Source organism: Niastella yeongjuensis (assembly GCF_900110245.1).
In the GTDB taxonomy this organism is placed as follows: domain Bacteria; phylum Bacteroidota; class Bacteroidia; order Chitinophagales; family Chitinophagaceae; genus Niastella; species Niastella yeongjuensis.
Window position 1 is genome coordinate 493722 of the sequence record NZ_FOCZ01000003.1, and the last position, 25464, is coordinate 519185.

Below are 25464 nucleotides of genomic sequence, written 5' to 3' on the forward strand. Positions count from 1 at the left end.
ATTAGATTATTAAGGTCTACAAGGCTGCTGCCAACAGTAATGAAATGTTGAACGTAACATAACCAAGCAGCAATACATAAAAAGAAAGCCTGTCGAAACGATGGGAAAGCATTTTTTTGTCTTTCCGGTCGTACAAATGCAATGAAATAGTTGATTCAATCAACGTTAAAAGGATAGTTATAGTACCAATGATGCTGATAATATCTGCTAGCGACATTACACCGGTATTGGGCAGCATAGACGAATTGATATAAGAGTTGGCCACCGCTGCAAACAAGGCGCCCACACCCAGGCCAAACCGGGGATCGGTATCTGTTGGCTTTATAAAAAAGGCCAGGATGGCTACTGCCACTGCTACGTATAAAGGCAGGAACATTTTCAGGAAAAAGCCCCAGCCATCACGTCGGATCCAAACGCCTAACCGGTATTGGGAAAATGTGGCTTTAATGCCGTTTAACCGTGGGTCGCCCCGGGAAGTTTTATAGGAGTGCGGTTTTTCTACGGTGCCTTGTCTATAAATGCGATACCCGGGGATCTTTACTCTTGAACTTACAGAGGAGTTGACGCTGTCTGCGATAAAAACCAGTTTTTGACGCACATAGGAGGGGGCTTCTATGCACACCGTTAACAGGTGGTCATCACAGGGGAAACGCATTTCATCAAATACCGAAGTAATTTTGGCTACAATCCTGTATAAAACGTAGTGGGTTGCACCCTGAATATATTCATCTTTTTTTTCTTTCGATACGATCGAGCCGTCGATCACCTGAAAATTATCAGCTGATTTCAGCAGGGTATCGCTCCAGTTGAACCAGATATAGAAATCCACCGTCCAGCTCAATTCCCGCATGGAGAGTTCTTCAATTCTATCTACATAAATACCCGTAGACACTTTAATGGGCTGAACATCTTTTATAGCGGTGGTGTCTGCCGGTGTTAAACCCGGTTCTGTTTGCAAGGGGTCCATGCGTTCGCGGTAATGAAGCTGGGTTTCCTTCTTGCTTTTATATTCCATTCCCACCAGCGTGGTTCCTACGGCCATTAAAATAACAGTAAAAATAGCCAGCAGCAGCACCACCATCCACCATTGCATACGTTTGGGCGCCTTGTTGTTAGGGATCTTATAAACCTGTTCAGACATCATAATGGTTTGAGGATAAACTCGGTCGTACTAATTTATAGGAAGGCAGCCTTTTTGAAACGCCCGCAACATGATGTTTCAGTTAATATTTACTGTCCAATACGTACAGGCACATGAAAGACTTATTAAATAACGATAGCATTCCAAAACTCTGACTTACGTTTGCGGAAAAAATAGTAGATGAGCTTTAGTAAAAGCAGGGAAAAGTTAGTGATTCCCATTATGGCGGTATCGGCGGGTTCTATTGTGGCCAATTTGTATTATAGTCAGCCAATATTGAATAAAATTGCGCAAACATTTGGCCGGCCTGAAAGCCAGGTGGGCAAAATAAGCATGTTGTCACAACTGGGGTATGGCCTCGGTATGTTCTTTCTGTTGCCACTGGGCGATAAAGTAAATCGTAAAAATCTCATTCTGGGGGTATGTGTGTTGTTGATAGGGGCGTTGCTGGTGATGGCGCGGGTTGAGAATCTTTCCCTATTATTATTTACCAGTTTTTTATTGGGACTTTTTGCCACGCCTACCCAAATTCTGCTGCCCATGGCGGCCATTCTTGGCAAAGAAAACCGGGGCAAAACAGTAGGAAAAGTATTTAGTGGCATTTTGACCGGTATTCTGGGTTCCAGGATCATCAGCGGCTGGCTGGCAGATCTTTGGGGGTGGAAGAGTGTGTTTGTTTTTTCAGCGGTGCTGGTATTAATCAGCTGTTTGTTGTTGTATTATTTTCTTCCTGAAATTCCTATCAAGTTTAAGGGAAACTATGCCAGTCTGTTGAAGTCCACGCTTCAGTTGGTAAAGCAATACAAAACGCTTAGACAGGCGGCATTGCTGGGTGCTTTTACCTTTGGCATCTTTTGTTCGTTCTGGACCACCCTTACTTTCCATTTGAGTGGTGCTCCGTTTCATTATTCAGCTGCCGAGATCGGGATGTTTGGGATCATTGCCATTGGCGGCGCCCTGGTGGCGCCCTACTTCGGGAAAATGGCCGATAAGGGCAATGCGGTCAACAACCTGTTCCTGACAGTAGGCATGATCATTGTGAGTCTTATTGGTTTACAATTGTTTCCTGTTTCAGTGGTGGTATTGTGTCTGGTTATTTTCTTTCTTGATATTGGTGTTCAGGCCACGCAGATCACCAACTTTACGCGGATCTATAGTTTAAATGAAGAAGCACACAGCAGGCTTAATACTGTTTATATGACCACCTATTTTATTGGTGGGGCCATGGGGACTTTCTTTGGGTTATTAAGTTGGAAGGTAGGAGGCTGGTCTGTTGCACTTTGGCAAATGTTGTTGTGGAGCATAATAGCGTTGGTGATCGTTGTGTTGTCGAAGAAGGAGAAGTTGTAATATCGGTATTATAAAATGAAAAAAGACAATCCGAAAAGATTGTCTTTTTTATGAGCGGAAGACGAGATTCGAACTCGCGACCTGAGGCTTGGGAAGCATCCACTCTACCAACTGAGCTACTTCCGCATACGACTAAGTTAATTAAAAATTACATGCGACGGTAAAATTACCACAAAGGTTTTGCCTGATAGTAATCAAGGATCTTTGTACGCAATACATAATCGTAACGGGCTATAATGAGGTTCACATTGGCACGGTCGTAGTTGTTTTTGGCAATGAGGTAGTCAACTGAGGTAGCAGCGCCATTATTGAACCGTACTTCGGCAGCCCGGAACGATTCGGCATAGGCAGCCACCTGTTCAACCAGTGCCTGGTATTTGTTCTTTGCCGCCGTCATATTAAAATAATCCTGCTCTATATTTTGCTTTAGCTGTATTTGTTTTGTTTTAGCTGTAAACTCTGCGCTTTTAAGATCGATCTTAGCCAGTGTTATCTGGTTGCGGAACCGTAAATTATTAAAGATGGGGATGCTGATACTGATCCCTTCATAAGTACGGTAGTAATTGCTGAGCTGGTCGTAATAATCAATTTTATTTTGTGAGGCATCACGGGCCGTGCTGGAGTAGGGGGTATAAAAACCGGCACCGAGTCCAATAGTTGGCAATAAATTACCTCTTGCCGCCCGTACTGCTTTTTCAGCGCTTTTGGTGCGAAGATCGGCTGCTTTTATGATAGCCAGTTGTTGCAACGCAATGGTGAAAATGCTGTCAGGTGTACTGGCATAATTCAATTCTACCTGGTCGGCCCGCAATCTCTCCACCTGTAAGTCTTTATTGAAAGCCTCATTCATCAATTGGGCCAGTGATAACCGGGCTCCATCGAGCGCATTTTGATTGGTGATGATGCTTACCTTATTATCGGCCAACAATCCTTTCAGGTCTGTAAGGTCCGATGGTTTTATGGCACCTTCCTGGTTCATGAGCTCCAGACGTTCAACCTGTTTCTGGGCTACTTCTGCTGTTTTTTGCGATTGCTGTAACAGATCGGTGCTGGTAAGTATTTGTAAATAAGCCAGTATCACGTTCAGCATTAACTGGTCTTTACTTGTTTGCCATTCCATTTTGCTGGCTTCATAGGCATATTGGTTGCTTTTCAACGTATTCATTAACCGCAAACCATTAAACAGGGTTACATTGGCCGATACCTGGTAACTGCCGGAAGTGTAGTTCTGGGTTACATAGTCATTGGTATTGAGATCAATACTACGCCCCTGGTTAAGCTGATGATCTATATCGGCACCCACATTCGGTAACAGGTTGGCTTTTGACTGCCGCAAGGTTACTCCTGCCCGTTCCATGTTGAAGTCGCTTTGCTTTACATCCAGGTTGTTCGACCAGGCTGTTTGCACGCACTCCTGCAATGATAATGGACGACCGGTGATCGTTTGAGACCGGCCATCCATATACATCATCATGGCTATAATTAACACTAAAAAAATCTTTCTTAGTAACATTTGTTTTTTGTTCTGTTTTTAGTTTCCCTGCTCTATTCTTCCGTCCAATAAGTTTATAATATGCGAACCGTAGCCGGCATTCTTTTCAGAGTGGGTAACCTGTATAATGGTTACGCCTTCTTTATTCAGTTGTTTGAACAGGTCCATGATCTCCTCACCCTGTTTTGAGTTCAGGTTACCCGTAGGTTCGTCGGCCAGTAATAATTTAGGTTTAGCGATCAGCGCGCGGGCTATACCTACCAGTTGTTGCTGCCCACCTGAAAGCTGGGTAGGGAAGAGATCTTTTTTACCCACGATATTAAAACGATCGATCATATCAGCTACCATGGCCTTGCGCTCATTGGTTTTTACGTTTTGATAAATCAACGGCGTTTCAATATTCTCGTATACCGTTAACTCATCAATAAGGTGATAGGCCTGAAATACAAAACCTACATGTTGCTTATATATTTGTGAGCGTTGCTTTTCTTTCAGGGAATGCACCGGCTGGTCCATAAAATGGTATTCGCCTTCATTGGCATCATCGAGCATACCCAATATGTGCAGCAGGGTTGATTTACCTGAACCGGATGGTCCCATGATGGAAACAAATTCGCCTTCCTTAATCGTTAGATTAATATCTTTTAATATAAATGTTGGTTTACCGCCTACCTGGTACCATTTTGAAATGTGCTTCAGTTCGATCATAAGTTTTATGCTTGGTTCTTTAATATGGCCCAATACATGCCAGAATGTAATTGGATGATTTGCAAGATATTATAAGGAAATTAAGGTTGTATGCGTTTGTTTTCGATACAGAAACTGTCCGGTTTCGATACAATGGAGCCTCACTCATTGCGTAAACTCTTTACCGGGTTCATCAGCGCGGCCCTGATCGTTTGAAAACTTACAGTAAACACAGCTATCAATGCGGCTGCTACCCCTGCCATTATAAATACCCACCAGCTGATGGTGGTGCGATAGGCAAAGTCCTGCAGCCAGCTGTGCATAAACCACCAGGCCAGCGGAAAGGCAATCACTGCCGACACAATCACCAGTTTTAAAAAGTCTTTTGAGAGCATGGTGGTAATATTACTCACGGTGGCGCCCAGTACTTTTCTGATCCCGATCTCTTTGGTGCGTTGTTCGGCGGCATAAGCGGCCAGTCCAAACAATCCTAAACACGCAATCAAAATAGCCAGTGCAGAAAATGAAATGGCTATAATGCCCATTCGTTGTTCGGTACGGTACAAATTATTGAAGTCTTCATCCATGAACGTATAATTGAATGGCTCACCGGGCGCCATTTTATTATAAAGGTTTTCAATTTGTGCTACCAGGTGTGGTATGTTTGTGCTGTTGATGCGGATCGCTGTGTTGCCGGCGTTCTCACCCAATAATAATGCGAGGGGCCTAACCTGTTGCCTAAAGCTGGTGAAATTAAAATCCTTTACAATGCCAATTACGTGTAACACCGAAACGTTTTTATTGCCAATGTCCCGCAAATAATACAGGTTTTTGCCTATCGGGTCTGTAAAGCCATACATTTTTGCTGCAGCTTCATTGATGATGATGGCGCTTGAATCGGTCAAAAATTCCCTGGAGAAATTTCTACCCGTTGTCAGCTCCATACCAAGCGTAGCTAAATATTGATCGTCTACATCCCAGGTTTGCATTGACACAGCTTTTTTTTGATCAAGGGTCGGGTCTGCAAAAACCGGATTATCATTTCGCCAGCCATTGGTGGGTAAATAGCCGGTCATGGTGGCGTTTTCAACACCGGAAATTTTTACCACTTCCTCCCTGAAGGTTTTTGCTTTACTGCCCAGTGGTAAAGTGCTGTGTAACACCAATACCTGTTCGCGGTTGAACCCGGTTTTATGCGACTGTATAAAGTTGAGTTGTTTATAAATAACAATAGTGGCAATAATGAGTATAATGGAAATGGAAAACTGGAACACCACCAGTCCGCTGCGCAGCCAGCTTGTTTTAAAACCTGCAGCCAGCTTGCCTTTAATAACCTGTATGGGTTTGAAGGATGATAAATAAAATGCAGGATAGCTACCGGCCAGTAAACCGGTTACTAAAACCATCGCCAACAAAATGGGTAACAACCAGGGAGTAGCCAGCAGGTTCAATTTAATCTCTTTTGCCGCCAAATGATTGAAAGTAGGCAGCATGATAAAGGTTAGCGCCAGGGCCAGCACCAACGCTATACAACTGATCAGAATGCTTTCGGTAAGGAACTGTTTTACCAGGTTGGCTTTTAATGAACCTAATACTTTTCGAACGCCTACTTCCCGGGCGCGGTTAGCCGAACGGGCGGTTGACAGGTTCATGAAGTTTACACAGGCAATCAATAAAATGAAAAAGGCAATGGCTGAAAAAATATAGACATATTGAATACTGCTGTTGGGAGCCAGTTCACCGGTTTTATCGGAATAGAGGTGAATGCTGGTCAACGGCGTCAAGTATTGCTTTTCATAATTGCCGCTTTTTTTGAACTCGGCCATATCAATCGACATGATCTGTTTTACTGCAGGGCCTACATATTTGTCGATCAATGCATCAAATTGTACTTCCAGTTTTTTGGGGTCACTGCCTTCTTTTAATACAACATAGGTATTGAAGTTGTTGCTTACCCAGTTGTTTCGCCGGCTCTCTTCGAGTGTGGACATAGATACAAAGAAATCGTAAGTGAAATGTGATTGTGCCGGAATGTCTTTGATCACGCCGGTGATCTTATAATTATCCCGGTTGTTAACGAGCAGGGTGCGGCCAACTGCCTGGGTGGTGTTAAAGTATTTACGGGCCGTGGTGGCAGTGATCACGAGGCTGTTAGGCGTTTGTAAAGCTGTTTGCGGATCGCCATCGAGCAGGGGCAGCGTAAATACATCGAACAAGGTAGAATCGGCGTATATGACCTTATCTTCCTGTACATTCTCATTCCCCTTTTTTAACAGCAGGCCACCATTGTCTCTAAAACGTACATATTGTTCTACCTGGGGATAATCTTTTTTCAGGGTAGAGCCCATGGGGTCTGGTGCCACGGCCAGAATAAAATGATTACCGCCGAATTTTATATCCCCGTCCACGCGGTAAATGCGATCGGCTTTTTTATTATAACGATCGTAACTCAGCTCATCTATTACAAAGAGCATTATGAGTAAACAGGTGGCCAGTCCAATAGCCAGCCCGATTATATTGATGGCCGAAAAGCCCTTGCTTTTCCAAAGGTTGCGTAAGGCTATCTTTATATAGTTTCTTAGCATAACTCAAGGTTATTAATATTGTAATTGAGTATTCCGTTTTCATAAGGCGCTGTTGCAGGTTACATGTTACATGTTTCAGGTTTTATTGGTTTCAAACCCTGTAACCTGTAACTCGCTACTCGCTTCTCAATGCTTTCACAGGATTGGCTAATGCGGCTCTTATAGCTTTGTAGCCCACCGTTATCCAGGCAATTACTACTGAGCCGGCAATGGCGGTTATGAAGAACCAGATGCTTAAAGGAATGCGGTAGGCAAAATTATTCAGCCAGCTGTGCATCATATACCAGGCAACCGGTACCGCAATAAAGAAGGATACAATGATGAGAACGGTGAACTCTTTTGAGAACAATTGCAACAAACTGGTAACGGAAGCGCCCAATACTTTTCTGATGCCCACTTCTTTTGTTTTTTGAACCGCCATAAATGAAACCAGTCCGTATAAACCTAAACAGGAAATAAAAATAGCCAGGCCTGCAAAGATCTTATACAGCAGCGATAACTGTTCTTCCTGCTGATAGAACCGGGCAATGTTTTCATCAAAGAATTGCGGGGAATAGGCATACTCCGGATAAAACTGTTCCCAGGTTTTTTGAATGGCCGCCTGTGTGCCGGCTAATTGTTGGGTTCGTATTTTTATGCCAGTACAGTAATAGAATTTTTTTCGGGTGGTAATAACAACGGGTTTGATGTCTTCCCGCAGGGAACTGGTTTTAAAATCTTTTACTACACCTACTATCGGATACCATTGGTCGCGGCCAATACGAATGGTTTTTCCAATAACTTCATTTGGGTCTTTTATCCCAAGGTCTTTAACCAGTGTTTCATTGATCATGAGTTCGCGCATGGTATCGCTTTCGACCGGAATGCGGCCGCCTATGAGTTGCAGACCAAAAGTTTTGACATAATCTGCATCGGTAAATTTCAATGAGATCTGAAACTTTTCATCGGGCTGATGGTTATAGCCAAAATTAGTTGACCATAAATTATCTGAAGAGGGCGCATCGTTGTTGAAGCTTACTGACTGCACACCTGGTATTTGCAATAACTGTTGTTTAAAAGCGGTTTGTTTTGACAGGGAAATACTATCAGATTTACCGTTTAAGATCAGAACGCCTTCTTTATTAAAACCCAGCTCGGCCTTACTGATGAAGTTCATCTGGCTGATGGCAACGGCTGTAGCAATGATCAATACCTGTGAAATGGTGAATTGCATAATTACCAGACCCCGGCGCAACGATACACCACGTACACCGGCTGAAGCCATTTTATTTTTCAGCGCTGTGATGGGATTGTATTTCGAAAGCACAAAAGAAGGATATAAGCCCGCCAACAGGGTTACTATTATGCCTATGCTTACCACCATAACTACGGTTTGAAGTGTAAACAAACTCAATTGTTCCTGTATAGAGGCGATGTGTTTTATATAGGGCAGCATCATCCAGGCTATACCCAGGGATACAAGAATGGATAGGCATACGATCACGGCGGTTTCGGTCATGACCTGGCCAAATAACTGACTGCGGTTACCGCCCAATACTTTTCTAATACCCACTTCCTTTGACCGGTTAACCGACAGAGCGGTGGCCAGATTGATAAAATTCACACAGGCCATCAGGATAATGAATATGCCGATGAGCGATAAGGTAAGCAGGGTTGATTTACTGGTAACATGATCGCCAAATGAAGCAAAGCGGCGATCGAAATGGAAGCTGCTCAACGGTTGCAGGAAATTCGTTTTTATCGAATTTGACTGCAACGGTTTATATTGATCCCTGCTGAATTGCAACAGGGCACGATTGATATCGTCCATTTTCACGTTAGCGGGCAGCAGTGCCATTATGTTGAAGTTGCTGGAGGTGGTGTTCCAGGTTTCAAAATGGTTATATGCGCCGCCGTTTTGTTTCAACGTTTCATAGGAAACCAATACCGATAAAGGCAGATCGGAGTTCGCAGGCACATTTTTCAGAATACCATTTACTTTTAATGGAACCGTATTGTCGAGCAACACGGTTTTACCCATTGCCTCCTGCCAGGAGCCAAAATATTTTGTGGCAGTTTTTTCATCCAGCACTACATTGTTAGGATCTTTTAACGAGGCCGGACTACCAGTGAGCCATTGATATGAAAACACCTCGAATAGTTGGGGCTCTATAAAAAATAGCCCGGTTTCCACGATAAACTTGTTACCGGTTTCATTTTTGCCGGAAGGAACCGTAATCTGGCTGCCATATGCAGATTCCAGTGCGCCAAATTGTATATGCGGAAATTCAGCGCGCAGTGCCTTCAGGGCAGGCACCGGAATGCCGGCGTTATAGGTAATGTCTTTATCAAATTTATCCTGCGTTACTACCCGGTAAATTCGATTGTAATTGGGCTGAAATTTGTCATAGCTCAATTCATATTGCACCACAATAAACACGAGCAGGCTGGCAGCCATGCCAATAGATAAACCGGTTATATTGATCAATGAGAATGCTTTGTTACGCACAATGCTTCTCCATGCGGTTTTGAGATAGTTCTTGAACATGACCACAGATTATTTATTCTATAATTGAGTACTACGTTTTCATAAGAGACTGTTGCAGGTTGCATGTTGCAGGGTTCAGGTTTTTAGGATTTGAATTCCTTTCAACCTGAAACTTGTAACCTGTAACTCCTTTACTCGGTCCTCAAAGATTTTACCGGGTTTGCTATCGCTGCTTTAAAGGCCTGTAAGCTGATGGTTAAAAGCGCGATCAGCACGGCCAGGGTACCAGCTGCAGCAAATATCCACCAGCTGATACTGGTTCGATACGCAAAATCGAGGAGCCATTTATTCATAAAGTACCAGGCAACCGGTGCAGCGATAAAGAAGGAGATGATCACCAGTTTCAAAAATTCCTTTGATAACAGGTTGATGATATTTGACACTGAAGCGCCCATCACTTTACGGATGCCGATCTCGCGGGTGCGTTGCATGGTGCTGTAAGAAGCGAGTCCCAATAAACCCAAACAGGATATAAAGATGGCCAATGCAGCAAAATTCAGGAACAGTCTACCAAAGCGCTCTTCACTGCGGTATTGGCGGTCAAAGAATTCATCCATGAAATAATAGCTGAAAGGCCGGTTGGGGATAGTTGTTCTAAATAGTTTTTCAATGGCGGTAATGGTGGTTTGCACATTTGTTGGATTCACCTTTACTGATAATAACCTGAATCGATCCCATTCCATGCGCATGGTCAATGGTTTTATGGGCGACTGCAGGGAATGGTAGTTAAAATCTTTTATTACGCCAATGATCTGTCCTTCATGTCCCCACTGTTTAAACCGCCTGCCGATTGCCTGCGCAGGGGAGCTATATCCCAGGATCTTCACCGCCGCTTCATTCAGGATCATGGCGTTGTTAGAATCTGTTTTATAGGTGCGGTCAAATGGCCTGCCTGCTGCCATTTTTATATCATAGAGTGGAATGTAATCGAAGTCTACAAAATACAGATCGAGGTTGGCGATCTGCAGATCGCCTTTTGCATTTTCTACCTGAGAGTAAGCACCCTGGTGGCCGCCACCGGGAACGCTTCCTGACAAGGTAGTGGATTTTACATTGGGTAAGTTGGCCACCAGCTTTTGTAAGGTTTCCCGTTTGTTGTCGCCATTGGTTTCTACAACCAGCACCTGGTCTTTGTTAAAGCCAAGATCCCGGCTGCGCATAAATTTCATTTGGGAATACACGATGATGGTGCCTATGATCAATGCCGTAGAAATAGCGAATTGTGTTATAACAAGGCTTTTGCGCAAAATGCTTCCTTTAGCGCCTGTTGCAAAGCGGCCTTTTAAAACCATGATGGGTTTGAACGCTGATAAAATAAATGCGGGGTAAATGCCCGCCAGCAATCCAATGATAAGGGCTATGCCTAATAAGAGGAACAGCAGGCTAATATTTGAGAAGATGCCTGTGCTGATGATTTTACCTGCCAGTTGGTTAAAGGAAGAGAGCAGCAGGGATGAAAACCCCAACGTTAACAGAAAAGCGATCAGACAGATTATTACCGATTCTCCAATGAACTGCCGGGCCAGTTGGCTGCGCACCGCGCCGGCTACTTTGCGGATGCCCACTTCTTTTGCCCGTTCCGATGCCCGTGCTGTGGTGAGATTAATAAAATTTATACAGGCTATAACCAGGATAAACAAGGCAATGATAGAAAATACATACACATTCATCATATTGCCTTTTGAATCATCACGGGTCGACTTCAGGTATACATCTTTCAGCGGCTCCAGCAACAGGGTAGGGAACATTTGTGAGCTTCTCATTTCCTTTCCGTTCCACTTTTCGAGGAAAGCAGGTAATTTCTTTTGCAATGTCTGGGCATAGGTACCGGGTTTAAGCAGCACATATGTCAGGGCGCCATAGCTGCCCCATTCGTCATCTAAGCCTTTCCAAAATTTCTGTGTGATGGTGGTTATCGACATCACCACATCGCTTTTGATCAGCGTGTTTTCGGGCATGTCTTTCATTACGCCGGTTACAAGGGCAGGTTTTCCTTCGCCGGTGACCAGCAACGTTTGCCCCATGGGATCTTGCTTACCAAAGTATTTTTTGGCAGCCGTTTCAGACAGTACAATACTAAAGGGTTGTACCAATGCGGTGCGTACATCACCCTTCAGCAATGGGAAATTAAAGATGGAGAAGAAAGCCGAGTCGGCCCAGATAGTGCCAGTTTCATTGAACTTGATATCGCCTTTCCGTACAAGCAGGTTATCATAATTCACCCGGGTGAAGGCTTCTACTTCAGGCAGGTCAAACTGTAAGTGTGGGCCCACCGCCCAGGCTGGACCGCTGGGGTGAATGGTCTCTGAAGGTGTTTTCAGATCAGTAACCATCCGGTATATGCGATCTGCCTTGGGATGAAAGGTGTCGTAACTCAGTTCAAACCGTACATACAGGAATATGAGCAGACAGGCCGTCATACCTACGGTTAACCCCATAATATTTATGAAAGAGAAAACCCGGTGACGCCACAGGTTCCTGAATGCGATCTTAAAATAGTTCTTTAACATATGTTGGGTCTTAATCGTTATTACTCATTTCGTAACGCCTTCACCGGATTGGCCATGGCTGCTTTTATTGCCTGCACGCTTACCGTAGTAACGGACACCAGTATGGCAAAAGCGCCAGTTAATGCAAATACCCACCAGGTAATGTTTATCCGCCAGGCATAGCCCTGTAGCCAGTTGTGCATTACATACCAGGAAAGGGGAGTGGCCAGTACCAGCGCTACCGTTATCAGCTTTACAAAATCTTTCGACAACAGGCCCACTACCTGTGATACCGTTGCACCCAATACTTTGCGGATGCCGATCTCTTTGGTACGGTTCAGGGCCGCCAGGGTTGCCAGTCCGAACAAACCCAAACAGGCTAAAAAAATGGAAATGCCACCTGCCCAGCCGGCAATGGAACTCCAGCGGTTTTCGTTTTTATAAAAATTGTCGAATTTCTCATCTACAAAGCTGTATTCAAACGGAGCATCGGGCGCCAGTTGTTTCCAGGTATTGTTTAACAGGGTTAGCTTACTACCGGGGTCGCCTGCCTGCAGCCGTACAAAAATGCGCGATGGCTGAAATTTTGCGGGCCGGTAAAACATTTGTGGCCGTACCATATGGGTCAGGTCTTCAAAGTTGAAATTGCGGGTAACGCCAATGATGGTTTTGGTGCCGCGGTTTCCTTTTGCATTCAGGATTTGAATCCCAATTGCTTTTTCAGGAGTGGTGCCCAGGATATTTTGTACCAGGGCTTCGTTCACAATCACCGCGCCGGTGGTATCTGATGCCAGAGCCGGATTGAAGTGCCTCCCTGCAATGAGGTGCATATCCATGGTGTGTAAATAATTGTAATCGCCCGGGTACTCAATAACTCCTTGTAGTTCGCCTTTGTAATCGCGATAGCCGGTGCCCATTTGTCCTTCTCCGGCGCCCAGTCCCATTTCTGAAGCGGTTACACCGAGGATACCGGCATTATGTTGAATGGCTTGTTTATATAAAGGATATATTTTTTTGTTGTCGATGCGCTCGGTATTGATCATTACCAGGTTCTCTTTATTGAACCCGATATTTTTCGTGCGCATATAGGCAATCTGTTGCAGTATGATGATGGTTGAAATGATCAACCCGATGGATAAAACAAACTGCAGGGTTACCAACGAGCGGGTGAACAGGTTAGAACCGCCTATGCGGATCTTTTTTTTCAATACTTCGATTGGTTTGAACGATGACAATACCAGCGCCGGGTAACTGCCGGCGAGTAATGCTACCAGTAAGGTAAGGCCCAGTAAGAGCCATGCCAATTCCGGAAAACGACTGATCGAAAAAGTCAATTGCCGGTCGGCCAGTTGATTGAACAAGGGTAACAGTCCCTCAGCCAGCAACAGGCCGATAAGGGTGGAGAGCACACTGAGCAGGAGGGATTCTGTCAGAAACTGGCTAATGAGTTGATTACGCCGGATCCCCATTACCTTTTGTACGCCTATTTCTTTGGCACGGTTGGCAGAGCGGCCTATGGCCAGGGTGGTAAAGTTGATACAGGCGATCAGTAAAACGGCTCCGGCAATGGTGATCAGGATCCAGATATTTTTAGGATCATTCCCGCCTTCAATCGTCGGGTTCATATGAATATCGCGAAGCGGTTGTAACCTGAAGCTTGTCTGGATCAGATCTTCTTTGGTAGGATTTTTTTTGGGTTTATAATCATCGGGATAATACTTTCTTCTGAACAGATTGAGCCGGTTTTGTTCACTGGCCAACCGGCTTCCTGGTTTTAATTGCACAAATGCCTGCATACCGATGGTCATATACCAGTTCAAATTGCTTTGCTGCACCATGGGATCGTTGGCGATGTGCTCAAAACTACCCAGCAGGTTGAACTTTACCGAAGAATTGGCGGGGATGTTTTCTGCAACGGCACTGATGGTAAAGGGGATAAAAGTGGTATCGGTTTTCAGTTCCAGTGTTTTACCCACTACGTTGGCTGTACCAAAATATAGCAGGGCTTTTTCCCTGGTTATTACAACCTGGTTGGGTTGCTGTAAAGCCGTTTGGGTATTGCCATATACAAGTGGGAATGTAAATACCTGGAAGAAAGCCGTATCGGCAAAGGTGATAGACGTATGGAAAACTTTATTATCTGCTTTTACCAGGCAATCACTTCCCTTTAGCCGTACTGCATATTCCACATCGGGAAAATCGCGTTTCATGGCTGGTGCTACCGGGGTGTAAGCCCAGGCATACCCGCCCGGTTCCCGCTTTTCTCCCTGCCACCATTCTACAATACGGTAGATACGATTGGTGTTTTTGTGAAACCGGTCGTAGCTGAATTCACTCACCGCGTATAACAGGAATAAACTGAAGCAGGCAATGCCAACCGACAAGCCAACAATATTGATGCCTGAAAGCACCTTCTGCTGGGCCAGGTTACGAAAAGCGATCTTGATATAGTGTTTGATCATGGCTACATGTGTTATACCATTATGTTTTCCAACACGGTTTGTCCGTCGAGCATGCGAATGATGCGATGGCTGTACCGGGCATCGTGTTCACTGTGCGTAACCATGATGATGGTAGTACCCTGTTCGTTCAGGTCGGTTAACAGGGTCATTACCTCATTACCATTGCTGGAGTCGAGGTTACCTGTAGGCTCATCCGCCAATATCAGTTTGGGGTTGTTCACTACGGCGCGCGCTACGGCCACACGTTGTTGCTGACCACCGCTCAATTGTTGGGGATAGTGATTGCGGCGATGCATGATCTGCATTTTGTCAAGCACTTCTTCCACCCGTTTCTTACGATCGCCCGATTTAACGCCGGTATAGATCAATGGTAATTCCACATTTTCGAACACGGTCAGCTCATCGATCAGGTTAAAGCTCTGAAAAACGAACCCGATATTGTGTTTACGCAGATCGGCGCGTTTGCGCTCATTGAAATTCGCCACTTCAATATTGTTGAACAAAAAGCTGCCGTTATCTGGATCGTCTAACAAACCCAATATATTCAGCAGGGTTGATTTGCCACAACCCGATGGACCCATTATAGCTACAAATTCGCCTTCCTTGACATCTATGGAAATTTTGTTCAGGGCTACGGTTTCAACCTCTTCTGTGCGATAGATTTTTTCGAGATCGCGGATCTTTATCATGTGTTGTATGGTTTGAAGTTATGAGTTGTTTAAAAAGTATTGAGAAAATGGTGGGTGGGCAGCAGCTCCATATCATCAATCATCATGGCCACCTTTTTTACAGGTGTTACTGTTGCCTGTTTTACCAGCTTGCCGGGATTACGTACACCGCCGCAATAATTGTTCGACGAAGCCATCCCCGCGCCTATGAGCAATACAGTTAGCAAACAGATGATCTTTATTTTCATGTTGTTGGTTTATTGGTTGACTGATCATTCTTTCTTCAGCACTAACTCCTGCATTTTATCGTAATTTTCATAGCTGCTGGTAACCACTTTGTCGCCGGGTTGTAAACCTTCCAGTACTTCATAATAATCGGGGTTCTGGCGACCAAGCTGGATGTTGATCCGGGAAGCTATCTTGCCATCGTCACTTACTTTAAAGATCCAGTTGCCACCAGTACTTTGGAAGAAACCGCCCTTTGAAACCAGCACGGCCTGTGTTTCGTCGCTCAGCGCCAGTAAGATCTGTAAGGTTTGCCCCCGACGGATATTTTGCGGCACTTCTCCTACAAACTCCATATCAACCTGAAAATGGCCGCTAACTACCTGGGTGTATACTTTTTTGATCTTGAGTTTGTATTCTTTATTCACCAGGGTAAATTTAGCGGTTAAACCGGTAAATACATTGGTGATGTAATGTTCGTCTATATCGGCTCTGATCTTGAAACCGGAGGTGGCATCTATTTGGCCAAGCCGTACACCGGATGCGATGTTCTGGCCGATTTCTGCATCAAAGGAAGTCAGTTGTCCGGTGATAGGGGATTTTACTACCAGGTCGCCCACTTTCTTCTTCATCAGGTCGAGGGCCTTTTTCATGTTCAGGTACGACTGCTCGTTTTGTTGCAATTGTATTTTGTTGGTAGAGGAGTCCTGCCGCATAATGTCTTCCGTTAATTTTTTGCGGCGTACCTGATACTGATAAGTGTTTTCGGCCGATTGGAATTCCTGCGACCCGATCACTTTTTGCGCATACAGTTTTCTATTCAGGTTATATACCCGTTCAGCTTCCTTCAGGGCATTGTCAACTTCTGCCATCTGGTTCAGTCGGGCTACGGTATTTTGCTGGGCATTGTTACGTGCGATCTGCATTTGTGTCAATACATTGAACACACTGGTTTCCTGGTTGGCCAGGTTCAGTTCCAGATCGGGATTGCTTAACCGCAGAATAGGCTGGCCTTCCTGCATCATGGCGCCGTCCTCAACATATTTTTGTTCAACCCGGCCGCCTTCCTGTGCATCGAGGTAGATAGATGTTTGTGGAAGCACGATACCGTTGATAGCGATGGTTACCTGGAAGGGGCCTTTTTTTACTTCACTGATGGTAAGGCGTTCCGTATCTACATTCAGGCGGCTTTTACCTGAAGTGAAGTAATAACTGGCCAGTATCAGCAGGGCGATTGCGGTAATACCTGCAATGGTTACAATCCGTTTAGAGGTCCATTTCTTTTTTGCAATAACTCTATCCACTGTATTTATTTTTAATGTAATCCGAAGCGATATTGGCATACCTCGCAACAATATGCCAGAATATAAGCAAGGTGATTTACAGGCTATTATACCGTAAAATTGTGTCCGGCTGTTCGCAACCAGTACAATAAGTGTACGCTTTTGATACAGTGATACAAAACATCCGTTCTTTCATAAAAAATTGTTTGCCACGGCTTTGTAATTATGGTATAATTGTAGTGACGAATGTTGCATAGAACCCGAAATTTTTAAATTAATTTATGCTACTGAAGAATGCTACCATACTGGTAATTGATGACGACGTGGATGTACTGACTGCTGTGCGATTGCTGCTGAAAACAGAGGCAAAAGAAGTAGTAACAGAAAAGAACCCCGAAAATTTGCGCTGGTTGTTATCGAAGCAGCAATTTGATGTGATCCTGCTCGATATGAATTTCAACAGTTCCATTAATACCGGCAACGAAGGATTATTCTGGTTGAAAAAGGTGAAAGAGTTTAAATCGGAAGCAGCTGTAATTATGATCACAGCTTATGGCGATATTGACCTCGCCGTAAGATCGCTGAAAGAAGGGGCCGCGGATTTTGTTGTAAAACCCTGGCACAATGAAAAGCTGATCGTAACTATAAAGGATGCATTAAGAAAGAAAGAAGGCAAAACTTCCACACCCCAGCAACGCAGCAGTGATTCTATTATCGGCACCGAACTGCTCGGCGAATCAGAGATCATGGCCGATATCTTTTATAAAATAGAAAAGATCGCGCCTACCGATGCCAATATCCTGATCTTAGGGGAGAATGGAACCGGGAAAGACCTGATCGCAAAAGCCATTCATCAGCAGTCGCTGCGGACAAAGAAAGCTTATATCAAAGTAGATGTGGGCGCCCTCACTGAAACACTGTTTGAAAGTGAATTATTTGGCCATAAGAAGGGCGCTTTTACCGATGCCCGGGAAGACCGGGTGGGGCGGTTTGAGGCAGCCAATGGCGGCACGCTTTTCCTGGATGAGATCGGTAATATCTCCCTACATCAACAGGCTAAATTATTAAGCGTATTACAAAACCGGCAGGTGATCAAACTGGGGACCAATGATCCGGTACCTGTTGATATCCGGCTTATTTGTGCTACCAATGTGCCCTTAACGGAACTGGCCAATGAAAACCGTTTCCGCAAAGACCTTATCTATCGCATTAATACGGTTGAGATCATGGTGCCACCCTTACGTAAACGTGGCAACGATATTATTCTGCTGGCGAGGCATTTCAGTCAGATGTACAGTAATAAATACCTGAAACCGGTAATGGAGTTTGATGATAAAGCCATAGAAAAACTGCTGGCCTATCATTTTCCCGGTAACATCAGGGAATTGCAATATACCATCGAGCGGGCAGTGATCATGAGCGACGGACATGTATTGCAGGCTACTGATCTAATCTTCTCGCCCATAGAATCGAACCTGGCGCACGAAAAAGAACCCGATGAGCTCAACCTGAGTGCAGTAGAAAAGAATACCATTCTGCACGTAATTGAAAAACACAATGGGAATATTACCCGTGCTGCAAAGGAACTGGGGCTTACACGAACGGCGTTGTACAGAAGGTTGAGTAAGTACGATATATGAGGGGAGTAGTGACCACTGACAACTCACAATTGCTGTTAAAACCACTAATACTAATTTTTAATTTATCAGCTTGTTTTATAAACGTTTCGAATGGCGGATCATCTTTCAGGTGATATACTTATTTATCACCCTGACTGCAACTTCATTTTTACTGGTAAAAGGCCGGTATGAGTTAATGGTGATTATGGTACCGCTGATTGTTTACGGTCTTATTGCCATATTTCGCTTTTTGCGAAAAGCCCATACCGAGTTGAATCAGTTTGTTGAATCGGTACATTATCGCGATTTCTCCCGCTATTTTGATGTAAAACATGCACCTGTTGAGCTGCAGCCCTTGCGTAAAGGCTTCAACGAGATCAATTCCACATTTAAAGTGATCAGTAAGGAGAAGGAGACGCAGTTTCAATACCTGCAAAAAATACTGGAACTGGTTGATACCGGTATTTTATCGTACCGCGAGCACAATGGGGAAGTGGTGTGGATGAACGAATCGTTGAAACGCATGCTGCAATTGCCTTACCTGAAAACCATTCATTCGCTGGCTCGTCGCGATGCGGAACTGTACCGGCAGGTTACTTTATTAAAACCCGGTGAAACAAAGATTGCAACGGCGCATAGCGAGAAAACATCGTTCAAATTATTGATGTCTGCCACAGCTTTTCAAACCGATGGCAATAAATTTAAGCTCATCGCTTTTCAGAACGTAAGTGAAGCGCTGGATGAAACCGAATCAAAGGCCTGGCAGAAGTTATTGAGTGTAATGACGCATGAGATCATGAATTCCATTGCACCAATTTCATCATTAGCCGAAACGTTGAAATACCGGTTACAACAATTTGCTGTACGACCCGAACTGGAATCCGGTTCCATGGACGACCTGGAACTGGGCATAGATACCATTAAAAGAAGGAGTGAAGGGTTGTTGAAATTTGCGGAGACCTATCGCAATCTGAATAAGATCACCACGCTGAATCTCAAGAAGATTTATGTGCGCGATCTGTTCGAAAACCTGCATCACCTGATGCAGCCTACGCTTGACCAAAAGAATATTGAGATGGAGATCATTTTAAAAGATCCCGATCTGCAATTGGATGCCGATACCAACCTGCTGGAACAGGTGTTGATCAACCTGGTGGTGAATGCGATGGAAGCCGTAAAAGAGCGGGAAGAACCACGTATTATATTATCGGCCTATTTTGCCAATAACCATCGTACCGTAATTAAAGTCGCAGATAACGGTATCGGTATGCCGGAAGAAGTACTGGATAAAATATTCATTCCTTTCTTTAGTACTAAAAAGAGTGGCAGTGGAATAGGCTTAAGCTTATGCAAGCAGATTATGATGCTGCACAAGGGTAATATTCAGGTACAATCCATAGAAGGGCAGGGGACAGCATTTATGATGCAATTCTGAGGTTAGCAAATCTGCTTGCTTAGATTGCTCCTAACGGTAAGTAAATAGTATTTATCCCCAATTCCTTAGATATATTTACTAAAAAATTTATATATAGGAAATAAATGCTATACTTGTGGTATGGTTATACGGCCTATGTTCATAGGCAATTGTAAGGTTCTGTTTAGTATACTTCGCATGGAAAGTATTTTAAAAAAAATCCGTAATACTAAACAAGTAATGCTATGGAAATTACACAAATTCAGTTATTTGATTTATTCAGGAGCAAATTCGGTGACAAAGAAGCAGAAGCATTTGTTCACGTTATTGAAGAAAAGATGGATACAAAAATTAATCAACGTATGCAATTGGTAGCAACGAAGGACGATATCGCAGATCTTCGAATTGCAACAAGGGATGACATTTCAGTTCTACGTTTAGAAATGGCAGCTCTTCGTGAATCACTGAAAGGCGACATCTTAAAGCTGGAAGTGTCAACTCATGATGACATAGGAAAAATGAAGAATGATTTATCGCGTACCATTTATCTCACTTCCCTGGGGCAATTATTTGCCATCGTTGCAGCAGTTGTGTCTTTAACCTTGTTACTGTTAAAAAAATAATTCTCTCTTCCGGACAACAACTACCCCTCCCCTTTCCTACAAACTCAACGAAACTCTCTTTGCAAGCCAGCTATCTTTTACCGGGATCAACCAGTTATTTACCAGTTCTTCTTTTGTTTGAACCAGGTTGTTGAAATACAACGTGTCGGGTGTGATGAAATTATTGTCGATTGCGTATTGCAATTGGTTAAGCGGCAGCATCTGCACTTTATCTTTTACCTGAAAAGTGAGCATTTGCCGATCGAACATATTTACATTGAAAAGCTGTTCAATTTGTTTTATCAGCCGTACTGAGCTGTCGGTGCTGCAACCGCTTACGCCGGTAGCACGCTCATCGGCCATCAGCACAATAAACTGACCAAAGAGCAGGTTGCCATACCCCTTTACCGGACTGCCATGCGAATTCCAGTTGGCGGTGAAGTTATTCAACAGGTCCTCAATATGCAAGGCTTCGCTCATCATAAACAACCGGCTGCTTTGGTACACCCATACTCTTGAATCGGAAGCAAAATCGGCTGGTATCAGTTCTTTGTAGTCTATCATAATGCAAAATTAGTACAAAACATTCAGATCGCCTTCATGGCAATTCGCCATTAGGGCATTGTGAATCAATGTACATACAACGTATTTTGCCCGAAAAAGTTTGGCACCTGCTTAGAAAAAGAAGGGAAAGATGGAAGGGGCTTAGTGTTTTAACAAAAAGGCGGCATACAGGCCCATCATCATTGTAACGAGGGTTAAAATAATAGCCAGCATCCATTTTTTAAGGGCAATGGAGTTATCATGCATTTCATTGCGAAAGCCATGAATTTCTGCTTTAACTTCATTGTGCAAACCATGAATTTCTGCTTTAACTTCACTGCGCAAACCATGAATTTCTGCTTTAACTTCATTGCGCAAACCATGAATTTCTCCTTTCATTTCATTGCGCAAACCGTGAATTTCTTCTTTCATTTCATTGCGTAAACCGTGAATTTCTTCTTTCATTTCAATACGCAAGGCCTGAATTTCTCCTTTTAATTCACTACGAAAAGCATGAATATCTTCTTTTAGGGCGAGACATTCATCTTTGACAAATGCCCTGGTAGCTAATATTTCAGTTTTGTTGTTCAATTCATCTTTTACTTTTATTTCAACATATTGTGTAAGGGCTTCAGCTTCATTTCTGCCCACCTTTTGTGACAACACTTCATACAGCTTCGTTAGCGTTACCTTTTCCATTATGGGTATTGATTAGTATATCAAATATAACAAAAAAATGTAAACCAATAAGTGAGGTTGATAAATTTTTTAGCAAAATTACTAACGTATTAAGTGCAACAAAAAAGGTCTCCCGATAATGGGAGACCTTTACTATGAATATTCGTTTAAATCTATACGTTAAACCTGAAGTGCATCACATCGCCATCTTTTACAATATACTCCTTACCTTCTATGCGCAGCTTACCGGCGTCGCGGCAGGCCGCTTCTGAACCGTAGGTTATGTAGTCGTTATACGCAATTACTTCCGCTTTGATAAAGCCTTTTTCAAAATCGGTGTGAATAACGCTGGCAGCCTGGGGCGCTTTCCAGCCTTCATGGATCGTCCAGGCACGAACTTCCTGTACACCGGCAGTGAAATAGGTTTGCAGGTTCAGCAATTTATATGCTGAGTGGATCAACCGGTCCAGGGCAGGTTCTTTCATTTTATATTCATCCATGAACATCTGCTTATCGGCCGGGTCTTCCATTTCACTGATCTGGGCTTCAATGCTGTTGTTCATGATAATCACCTGAGCGTTTTCGCCTTTAACGGCTTCCTGCAGGGCGGTAGAGAATTTGTTACCGGTATGCATACTGGCTTCGTCTACATTCGCTACATACAACACCGGTTTTTCGGTGAGCAGGAACAGGTCGGCAATGGCCGGACGCTCTTCCTTGGTTAATCCCAGTCCACGGATGCTTTGCCCTTTTTCCAGGTGTTCTTTACAACGTACCAGTACGTCGTATTCCACTTTCATTTTGGGGTCGATGCGTGCCTGTTTTTCCACCCGGCTTATTTTCTTCTCCACACTTTCCAGGTCTTTCAGCTGTAATTCTATATCAATGATCTCTTTATCACCTACGGGGTTAATGGCGCCTTCGTCGCGTAAAATGTTCTCGTCTTCAAAACAACGAATTACGTGTATAATGGCATCCACTTCGCGAATGTTCCCCAGGAACTTGTTTCCCAGTCCTTCTCCCTTGCTGGCACCACGTACCAGACCGGCAATGTCCACAATTTCAATCTGGGTAGGAACAATTTTATCGGGATGCACCAGTTCTGCCAGTTTTTGCAAACGGGCATCGGGCACATCAACCAGTCCAACATTCGGATCGATAGTACAGAAACGATAGTTGCTGGCTTGTGCTTTGGCACTGTTACTCACTGCATTAAATAAGGTTGATTTCCCAACGTTCGGTAATCCGACAATTCCTGCTTGTAAAGCCATTTTGTTCTTAATTTTTAGTTCTTAGTTCTGAGTTCTAAGTTTTTGGTTTTTAGCCTTTAATTCTGAGTCCCTGATTTTAAGGAACATAGAACTTAAAACATAGAACTTAGAACTGTTTTCGGCGGCGCAAAGATAGGGTATTACCGGGTACCAAAATATGGCCGGATTCCTTTATCTTCAACGCTTAATCTTATTTCCCTTATGGCATTGAGTCGCATCTGGAGCGCCTTTATTCTGATATCCATTTTAGTTGCTGTATTTAAGTTTTCCGCCTGTGGTGAAAAGCAAATTTTCAGCTCCATGGTAGTGGGCAAAAAAGGCGATTCGGTGCAGGTACAGATCAGTCCGGTTGCCCTGGCCGACCCGGCCAAAGTAGGTGCGCTGGACAGCAATGGCGTGGTAGGGGCAGGTACGGCAAAGACCAGGATTCAGGTGGCCAACGGGATTGTAGATACCTGTAAAGACGCAGTAACCCTGTGTCTGGAGCTGATCGGGATGCTGGCCCTGTTCATGGGTTTTATGAGTATTGCCGAAAGGGCGGGGGGCATCAACCTGCTGTCGCGGATCATTGGTCCTTTCTTCTCAAAACTGTTCCCCGAAGTGCCCAAAGGCCATCCGGCCATGGGCCATATGATCATGAATTTTTCCGCCAATTTACTGGGACTCGATAACGCAGCCACCCCTTTCGGGTTAAAAGCCATGCAAAGCCTGCAGGAGCTGAATCCCCAAAAAGAAGTGGCTTCCAATGCCCAGATCATGTTCCTGTGTTTGCATGCGGCGGGTTTTAATATTATTCCGGTTAGTGTTATTGCCATCAGGGCGGCACAACATGCCAGCGATCCTACGGATGTGTTCCTGCCCTGCATGATCGTGACGTTTGTAGGTACCATGACCGCCATGTTCATCGTATCGTTCAGGCAGCAGATCAAATTGTTGCAGCCTGTGATCATTGGATGGGTACTAGGCATTTCTTCAATAGTGGCCCTGATCGTATGGTATATTACCACGCTTGATGCCAATGGCGTACAGTTCTTTTCCAGTGTGCTGAGCAATGGATTGATCCTGCTGGTGTTCCTGCTGATTGTGCTGGGGGGGATTTATAAAAAGATAGACATATTCGATGCATTTATCGATGGCGCTAAAAATGGTTTTGAAACGGCGGTTCGCATCATTCCTTACCTGGTAGGTATTCTGGTTGCCGTAAGTATGCTGCGTACCAGCGGCACCTTCGATGCAGTGATCGACGGCATTAAAAGCTTTTTTGCCTACCTGGGGGCCGATACCCGGTTTGTAGATGGCCTTCCTACGGCGCTAATTCGCCCGTTAAGCGGGGGCGCTGCCCGGGGTATGATGGTGAGTACCATGATCGCAAACGGTCCTGATTCGTTCGCCAGCCGTCTCTCCGGCATTTTCCAGGGCGCGTCTGACACCACTTTCTATGTGGTGGCCGTGTATTTTGGCGCCGTTTCTATCAAGAATACCCGTTATGCCATTGGCTCCATGTTACTGGCCGACCTGGCAGGGGTGATCACTTCCATTATCCTGGCCTATATTTTCTTTGGAAATCTTAGTTAGCATCACCATTTATTGCGGCAAACAGGGCTACGATGTCTTTATCGAGTTCCGCAATCTTATTGTGTAACTGAATGTGTTGATCGAGAAAGGCAGCCCGGGCCTCATATATTTTATCGGTGAATTCGATCAGGTCACAAAAAACACCCCTGAAATCTTCAAAATCCTCATCCAGGGAGCAGGTATCGATCTCCATATTGTTATAATCCCTGATTATTGGGGAGAAGTAGTTGTCATTAAACGCGTCGAATAACTGTTCCAATTGTTCCTGTTGTTTTTCTACAGTGACAAATTCCTGTTCTGCCGCCCGCAACCCATCGATATATGCATCGTAGGTATGGTTGAAGGTATGCAACTGGGTTAATAATGGCTGTGTATCATAGCAAACGCGTTCACTTTCATCAATTGATTCTATTTCATTTTCAGTAAGCGGACCGCCTTCTTCCAGGTAATGCAGCATGGGGGTTAGTAACAGGTATTCATTCTGCAGATCATTGAAGATGCCCTGGCATTGATTTAATGTTGTACCGGTACCTGAATAGTAAGTGTGTAACAGGGTCAATTTGTCTTTATAGGCTTGTGATCCGTTGTGCAGCTCTACATATTTATCAATAGCCTCCAGTTCAAGTGTGCTTAGCGGCGCTTCACTACAATATTCCAGTTTAATAACATGGAAAGGATGGTTAATGATCGTTGGCTTCATAAGCATCTTTTTACGGTCATATAAATCTACTGATAATTTGATGTACTCCGGATAAAATTATACCGGCCTTCATTTTTAAGGTGTTTGAGGTACGCTAAAAGAAAAAGTCCCCCGATGTAGCGGGGGACTTTTTGTATAACCTGTAATATCGTT

The 25464-nt window shown here is 44.2% G+C and carries 19 protein-coding genes and 1 tRNA gene; 5 read left to right on the top strand and 15 right to left on the bottom strand.

The window, feature by feature from the left end; translation table 11 throughout:
* Nucleotides 1-16: 16 nt before the first annotated feature.
* On the bottom strand, nucleotides 17-1144 hold the full coding sequence (locus BMX95_RS10505) for a ligand-gated ion channel (protein ID WP_133054083.1): 1128 nt from the start codon (nucleotides 1142-1144) through the stop codon (nucleotides 17-19).
* Between the two features lie 177 nt (nucleotides 1145-1321).
* On the opposite strand from BMX95_RS10505, the gene BMX95_RS10510 reads away from it, so the two are divergent.
* Nucleotides 1322-2491, top strand: coding sequence for an MFS transporter (locus tag BMX95_RS10510; RefSeq protein WP_081204410.1), 1170 nt, complete (start codon nucleotides 1322-1324; stop codon nucleotides 2489-2491).
* A 53-nt stretch (nucleotides 2492-2544) separates the two neighbouring features.
* Here the strand turns inward: BMX95_RS10510 and BMX95_RS10515 are convergent.
* The 10 genes from BMX95_RS10515 to BMX95_RS10560 form a co-directional block, all read right to left on the bottom strand.
* Nucleotides 2545-2617 (bottom strand) — tRNA-Gly (locus tag BMX95_RS10515).
* 40 nt (nucleotides 2618-2657) lie between these two features.
* Entirely contained in the window at nucleotides 2658-3965 is a 1308-nt protein-coding gene (locus BMX95_RS10520; protein ID WP_242673259.1) for a TolC family protein, read from the bottom strand.
* A 57-nt stretch (nucleotides 3966-4022) separates the two neighbouring features.
* The gene (locus BMX95_RS10525) at nucleotides 4023-4691 is read right to left on the bottom strand and encodes an ABC transporter ATP-binding protein (RefSeq protein WP_081204412.1); all 669 of its coding nucleotides are present in this window, start codon (nucleotides 4689-4691) and stop codon (nucleotides 4023-4025) included.
* Between the two features lie 140 nt (nucleotides 4692-4831).
* A complete protein-coding gene (locus BMX95_RS10530) occupies nucleotides 4832-7255 on the bottom strand; it encodes an ABC transporter permease (RefSeq protein ID WP_081204413.1) in 2424 nt (807 codons plus the stop codon).
* Nucleotides 7256-7370: 115 nt separating this feature from the next.
* Nucleotides 7371-9782, bottom strand: coding sequence for an ABC transporter permease (locus BMX95_RS10535; RefSeq protein ID WP_081204414.1), 2412 nt, complete (start codon nucleotides 9780-9782; stop codon nucleotides 7371-7373).
* A gap of 131 nt (nucleotides 9783-9913) precedes the next feature.
* Nucleotides 9914-12292, bottom strand: coding sequence for an ABC transporter permease (locus tag BMX95_RS10540; RefSeq protein WP_081204415.1), 2379 nt, complete (start codon nucleotides 12290-12292; stop codon nucleotides 9914-9916).
* 20 nt (nucleotides 12293-12312) lie between these two features.
* Nucleotides 12313-14733 (bottom strand): ABC transporter permease, encoded by a 2421-nt coding sequence (locus tag BMX95_RS10545; RefSeq protein WP_081204416.1) that lies wholly within the window; start codon nucleotides 14731-14733, stop codon nucleotides 12313-12315.
* A gap of 11 nt (nucleotides 14734-14744) precedes the next feature.
* The gene (locus BMX95_RS10550; RefSeq protein WP_014217494.1) at nucleotides 14745-15422 is read right to left on the bottom strand and encodes an ABC transporter ATP-binding protein; all 678 of its coding nucleotides are present in this window, start codon (nucleotides 15420-15422) and stop codon (nucleotides 14745-14747) included.
* Between the two features lie 29 nt (nucleotides 15423-15451).
* Nucleotides 15452-15649 (bottom strand): hypothetical protein, encoded by a 198-nt coding sequence (locus tag BMX95_RS10555; RefSeq protein ID WP_081204417.1) that lies wholly within the window; start codon nucleotides 15647-15649, stop codon nucleotides 15452-15454.
* Between the two features lie 24 nt (nucleotides 15650-15673).
* Nucleotides 15674-16930, bottom strand: a complete 1257-nt coding sequence (locus BMX95_RS10560) for an efflux RND transporter periplasmic adaptor subunit (RefSeq protein WP_081204418.1) — start codon at nucleotides 16928-16930, stop codon at nucleotides 15674-15676.
* Nucleotides 16931-17190: 260 nt separating this feature from the next.
* On the opposite strand from BMX95_RS10560, the gene BMX95_RS10565 reads away from it, so the two are divergent.
* From BMX95_RS10565 to BMX95_RS10575, 3 genes are all read left to right on the top strand, one after another.
* Entirely contained in the window at nucleotides 17191-18549 is a 1359-nt protein-coding gene (locus BMX95_RS10565; protein WP_081204419.1) for a sigma-54-dependent transcriptional regulator, read from the top strand.
* Nucleotides 18550-18619: 70 nt separating this feature from the next.
* The gene (locus tag BMX95_RS10570; RefSeq protein ID WP_081204420.1) at nucleotides 18620-19963 is read left to right on the top strand and encodes a sensor histidine kinase; all 1344 of its coding nucleotides are present in this window, start codon (nucleotides 18620-18622) and stop codon (nucleotides 19961-19963) included.
* 224 nt (nucleotides 19964-20187) lie between these two features.
* A complete protein-coding gene (locus BMX95_RS10575; protein WP_081204421.1) occupies nucleotides 20188-20565 on the top strand; it encodes a hypothetical protein in 378 nt (125 codons plus the stop codon).
* 36 nt (nucleotides 20566-20601) lie between these two features.
* Here the strand turns inward: BMX95_RS10575 and BMX95_RS10580 are convergent, their stop codons facing one another.
* From BMX95_RS10580 to ychF, 3 genes are all read right to left on the bottom strand, one after another.
* On the bottom strand, nucleotides 20602-21108 hold the full coding sequence (locus tag BMX95_RS10580) for a hypothetical protein (protein ID WP_081204422.1): 507 nt from the start codon (nucleotides 21106-21108) through the stop codon (nucleotides 20602-20604).
* A gap of 141 nt (nucleotides 21109-21249) precedes the next feature.
* Nucleotides 21250-21786: a coiled-coil domain-containing protein gene (locus BMX95_RS10585; RefSeq protein WP_081204423.1), complete on the bottom strand. Its 537-nt coding sequence runs from the start codon at nucleotides 21784-21786 to the stop codon at nucleotides 21250-21252.
* 152 nt (nucleotides 21787-21938) lie between these two features.
* Entirely contained in the window at nucleotides 21939-23036 is a 1098-nt protein-coding gene (gene ychF, locus BMX95_RS10590) for a redox-regulated ATPase YchF (protein WP_081204424.1), read from the bottom strand.
* 201 nt (nucleotides 23037-23237) lie between these two features.
* Between ychF and BMX95_RS10595 the strand changes: the two genes are divergently transcribed.
* A complete protein-coding gene (locus BMX95_RS10595; protein WP_081204425.1) occupies nucleotides 23238-24611 on the top strand; it encodes a nucleoside recognition domain-containing protein in 1374 nt (457 codons plus the stop codon).
* Here the strand turns inward: BMX95_RS10595 and BMX95_RS10600 are convergent.
* The gene (locus tag BMX95_RS10600; protein WP_081204426.1) at nucleotides 24604-25311 is read right to left on the bottom strand and encodes a hypothetical protein; all 708 of its coding nucleotides are present in this window, start codon (nucleotides 25309-25311) and stop codon (nucleotides 24604-24606) included. The genes BMX95_RS10595 and BMX95_RS10600 overlap by 8 nt on opposite strands.
* Nucleotides 25312-25464: the final 153 nt, after the last annotated feature.

What these genes read in the sequence shown, in the direction of transcription:
- BMX95_RS10595 (WP_081204425.1), top strand. Translation starts at nt 23,238, where the DNA reads ATGGCATTGAGTCGCATCTGGAGCGCCTTTATTCTGATATCCATTTTA.
- BMX95_RS10510 (WP_081204410.1), top strand. Translation starts at nt 1,322, where the DNA reads ATGAGCTTTAGTAAAAGCAGGGAAAAGTTAGTGATTCCCATTATGGCG.
- BMX95_RS10545 (WP_081204416.1), bottom strand. Translation starts at nt 14,733, where the DNA reads ATGATCAAACACTATATCAAGATCGCTTTTCGTAACCTGGCCCAGCAG.
- BMX95_RS10550 (WP_014217494.1), bottom strand. Translation starts at nt 15,422, where the DNA reads ATGATAAAGATCCGCGATCTCGAAAAAATCTATCGCACAGAAGAGGTT.
- BMX95_RS10580 (WP_081204422.1), bottom strand. Translation starts at nt 21,108, where the DNA reads ATGATAGACTACAAAGAACTGATACCAGCCGATTTTGCTTCCGATTCA.
- BMX95_RS10600 (WP_081204426.1), bottom strand. Translation starts at nt 25,311, where the DNA reads ATGAAGCCAACGATCATTAACCATCCTTTCCATGTTATTAAACTGGAA.
- BMX95_RS10565 (WP_081204419.1), top strand. Translation starts at nt 17,191, where the DNA reads ATGCTACTGAAGAATGCTACCATACTGGTAATTGATGACGACGTGGAT.
- BMX95_RS10505 (WP_133054083.1), bottom strand. Translation starts at nt 1,144, where the DNA reads ATGATGTCTGAACAGGTTTATAAGATCCCTAACAACAAGGCGCCCAAA.
- BMX95_RS10540 (WP_081204415.1), bottom strand. Translation starts at nt 12,292, where the DNA reads ATGTTAAAGAACTATTTTAAGATCGCATTCAGGAACCTGTGGCGTCAC.
- BMX95_RS10530 (WP_081204413.1), bottom strand. Translation starts at nt 7,255, where the DNA reads ATGCTAAGAAACTATATAAAGATAGCCTTACGCAACCTTTGGAAAAGC.
- BMX95_RS10520 (WP_242673259.1), bottom strand. Translation starts at nt 3,965, where the DNA reads ATGATGATGTATATGGATGGCCGGTCTCAAACGATCACCGGTCGTCCA.
- BMX95_RS10525 (WP_081204412.1), bottom strand. Translation starts at nt 4,691, where the DNA reads ATGATCGAACTGAAGCACATTTCAAAATGGTACCAGGTAGGCGGTAAA.
- ychF (WP_081204424.1), bottom strand. Translation starts at nt 23,036, where the DNA reads ATGGCTTTACAAGCAGGAATTGTCGGATTACCGAACGTTGGGAAATCA.
- BMX95_RS10555 (WP_081204417.1), bottom strand. Translation starts at nt 15,649, where the DNA reads ATGAAAATAAAGATCATCTGTTTGCTAACTGTATTGCTCATAGGCGCG.
- BMX95_RS10585 (WP_081204423.1), bottom strand. Translation starts at nt 21,786, where the DNA reads ATGGAAAAGGTAACGCTAACGAAGCTGTATGAAGTGTTGTCACAAAAG.
- BMX95_RS10535 (WP_081204414.1), bottom strand. Translation starts at nt 9,782, where the DNA reads ATGTTCAAGAACTATCTCAAAACCGCATGGAGAAGCATTGTGCGTAAC.
- BMX95_RS10575 (WP_081204421.1), top strand. Translation starts at nt 20,188, where the DNA reads ATGGAAATTACACAAATTCAGTTATTTGATTTATTCAGGAGCAAATTC.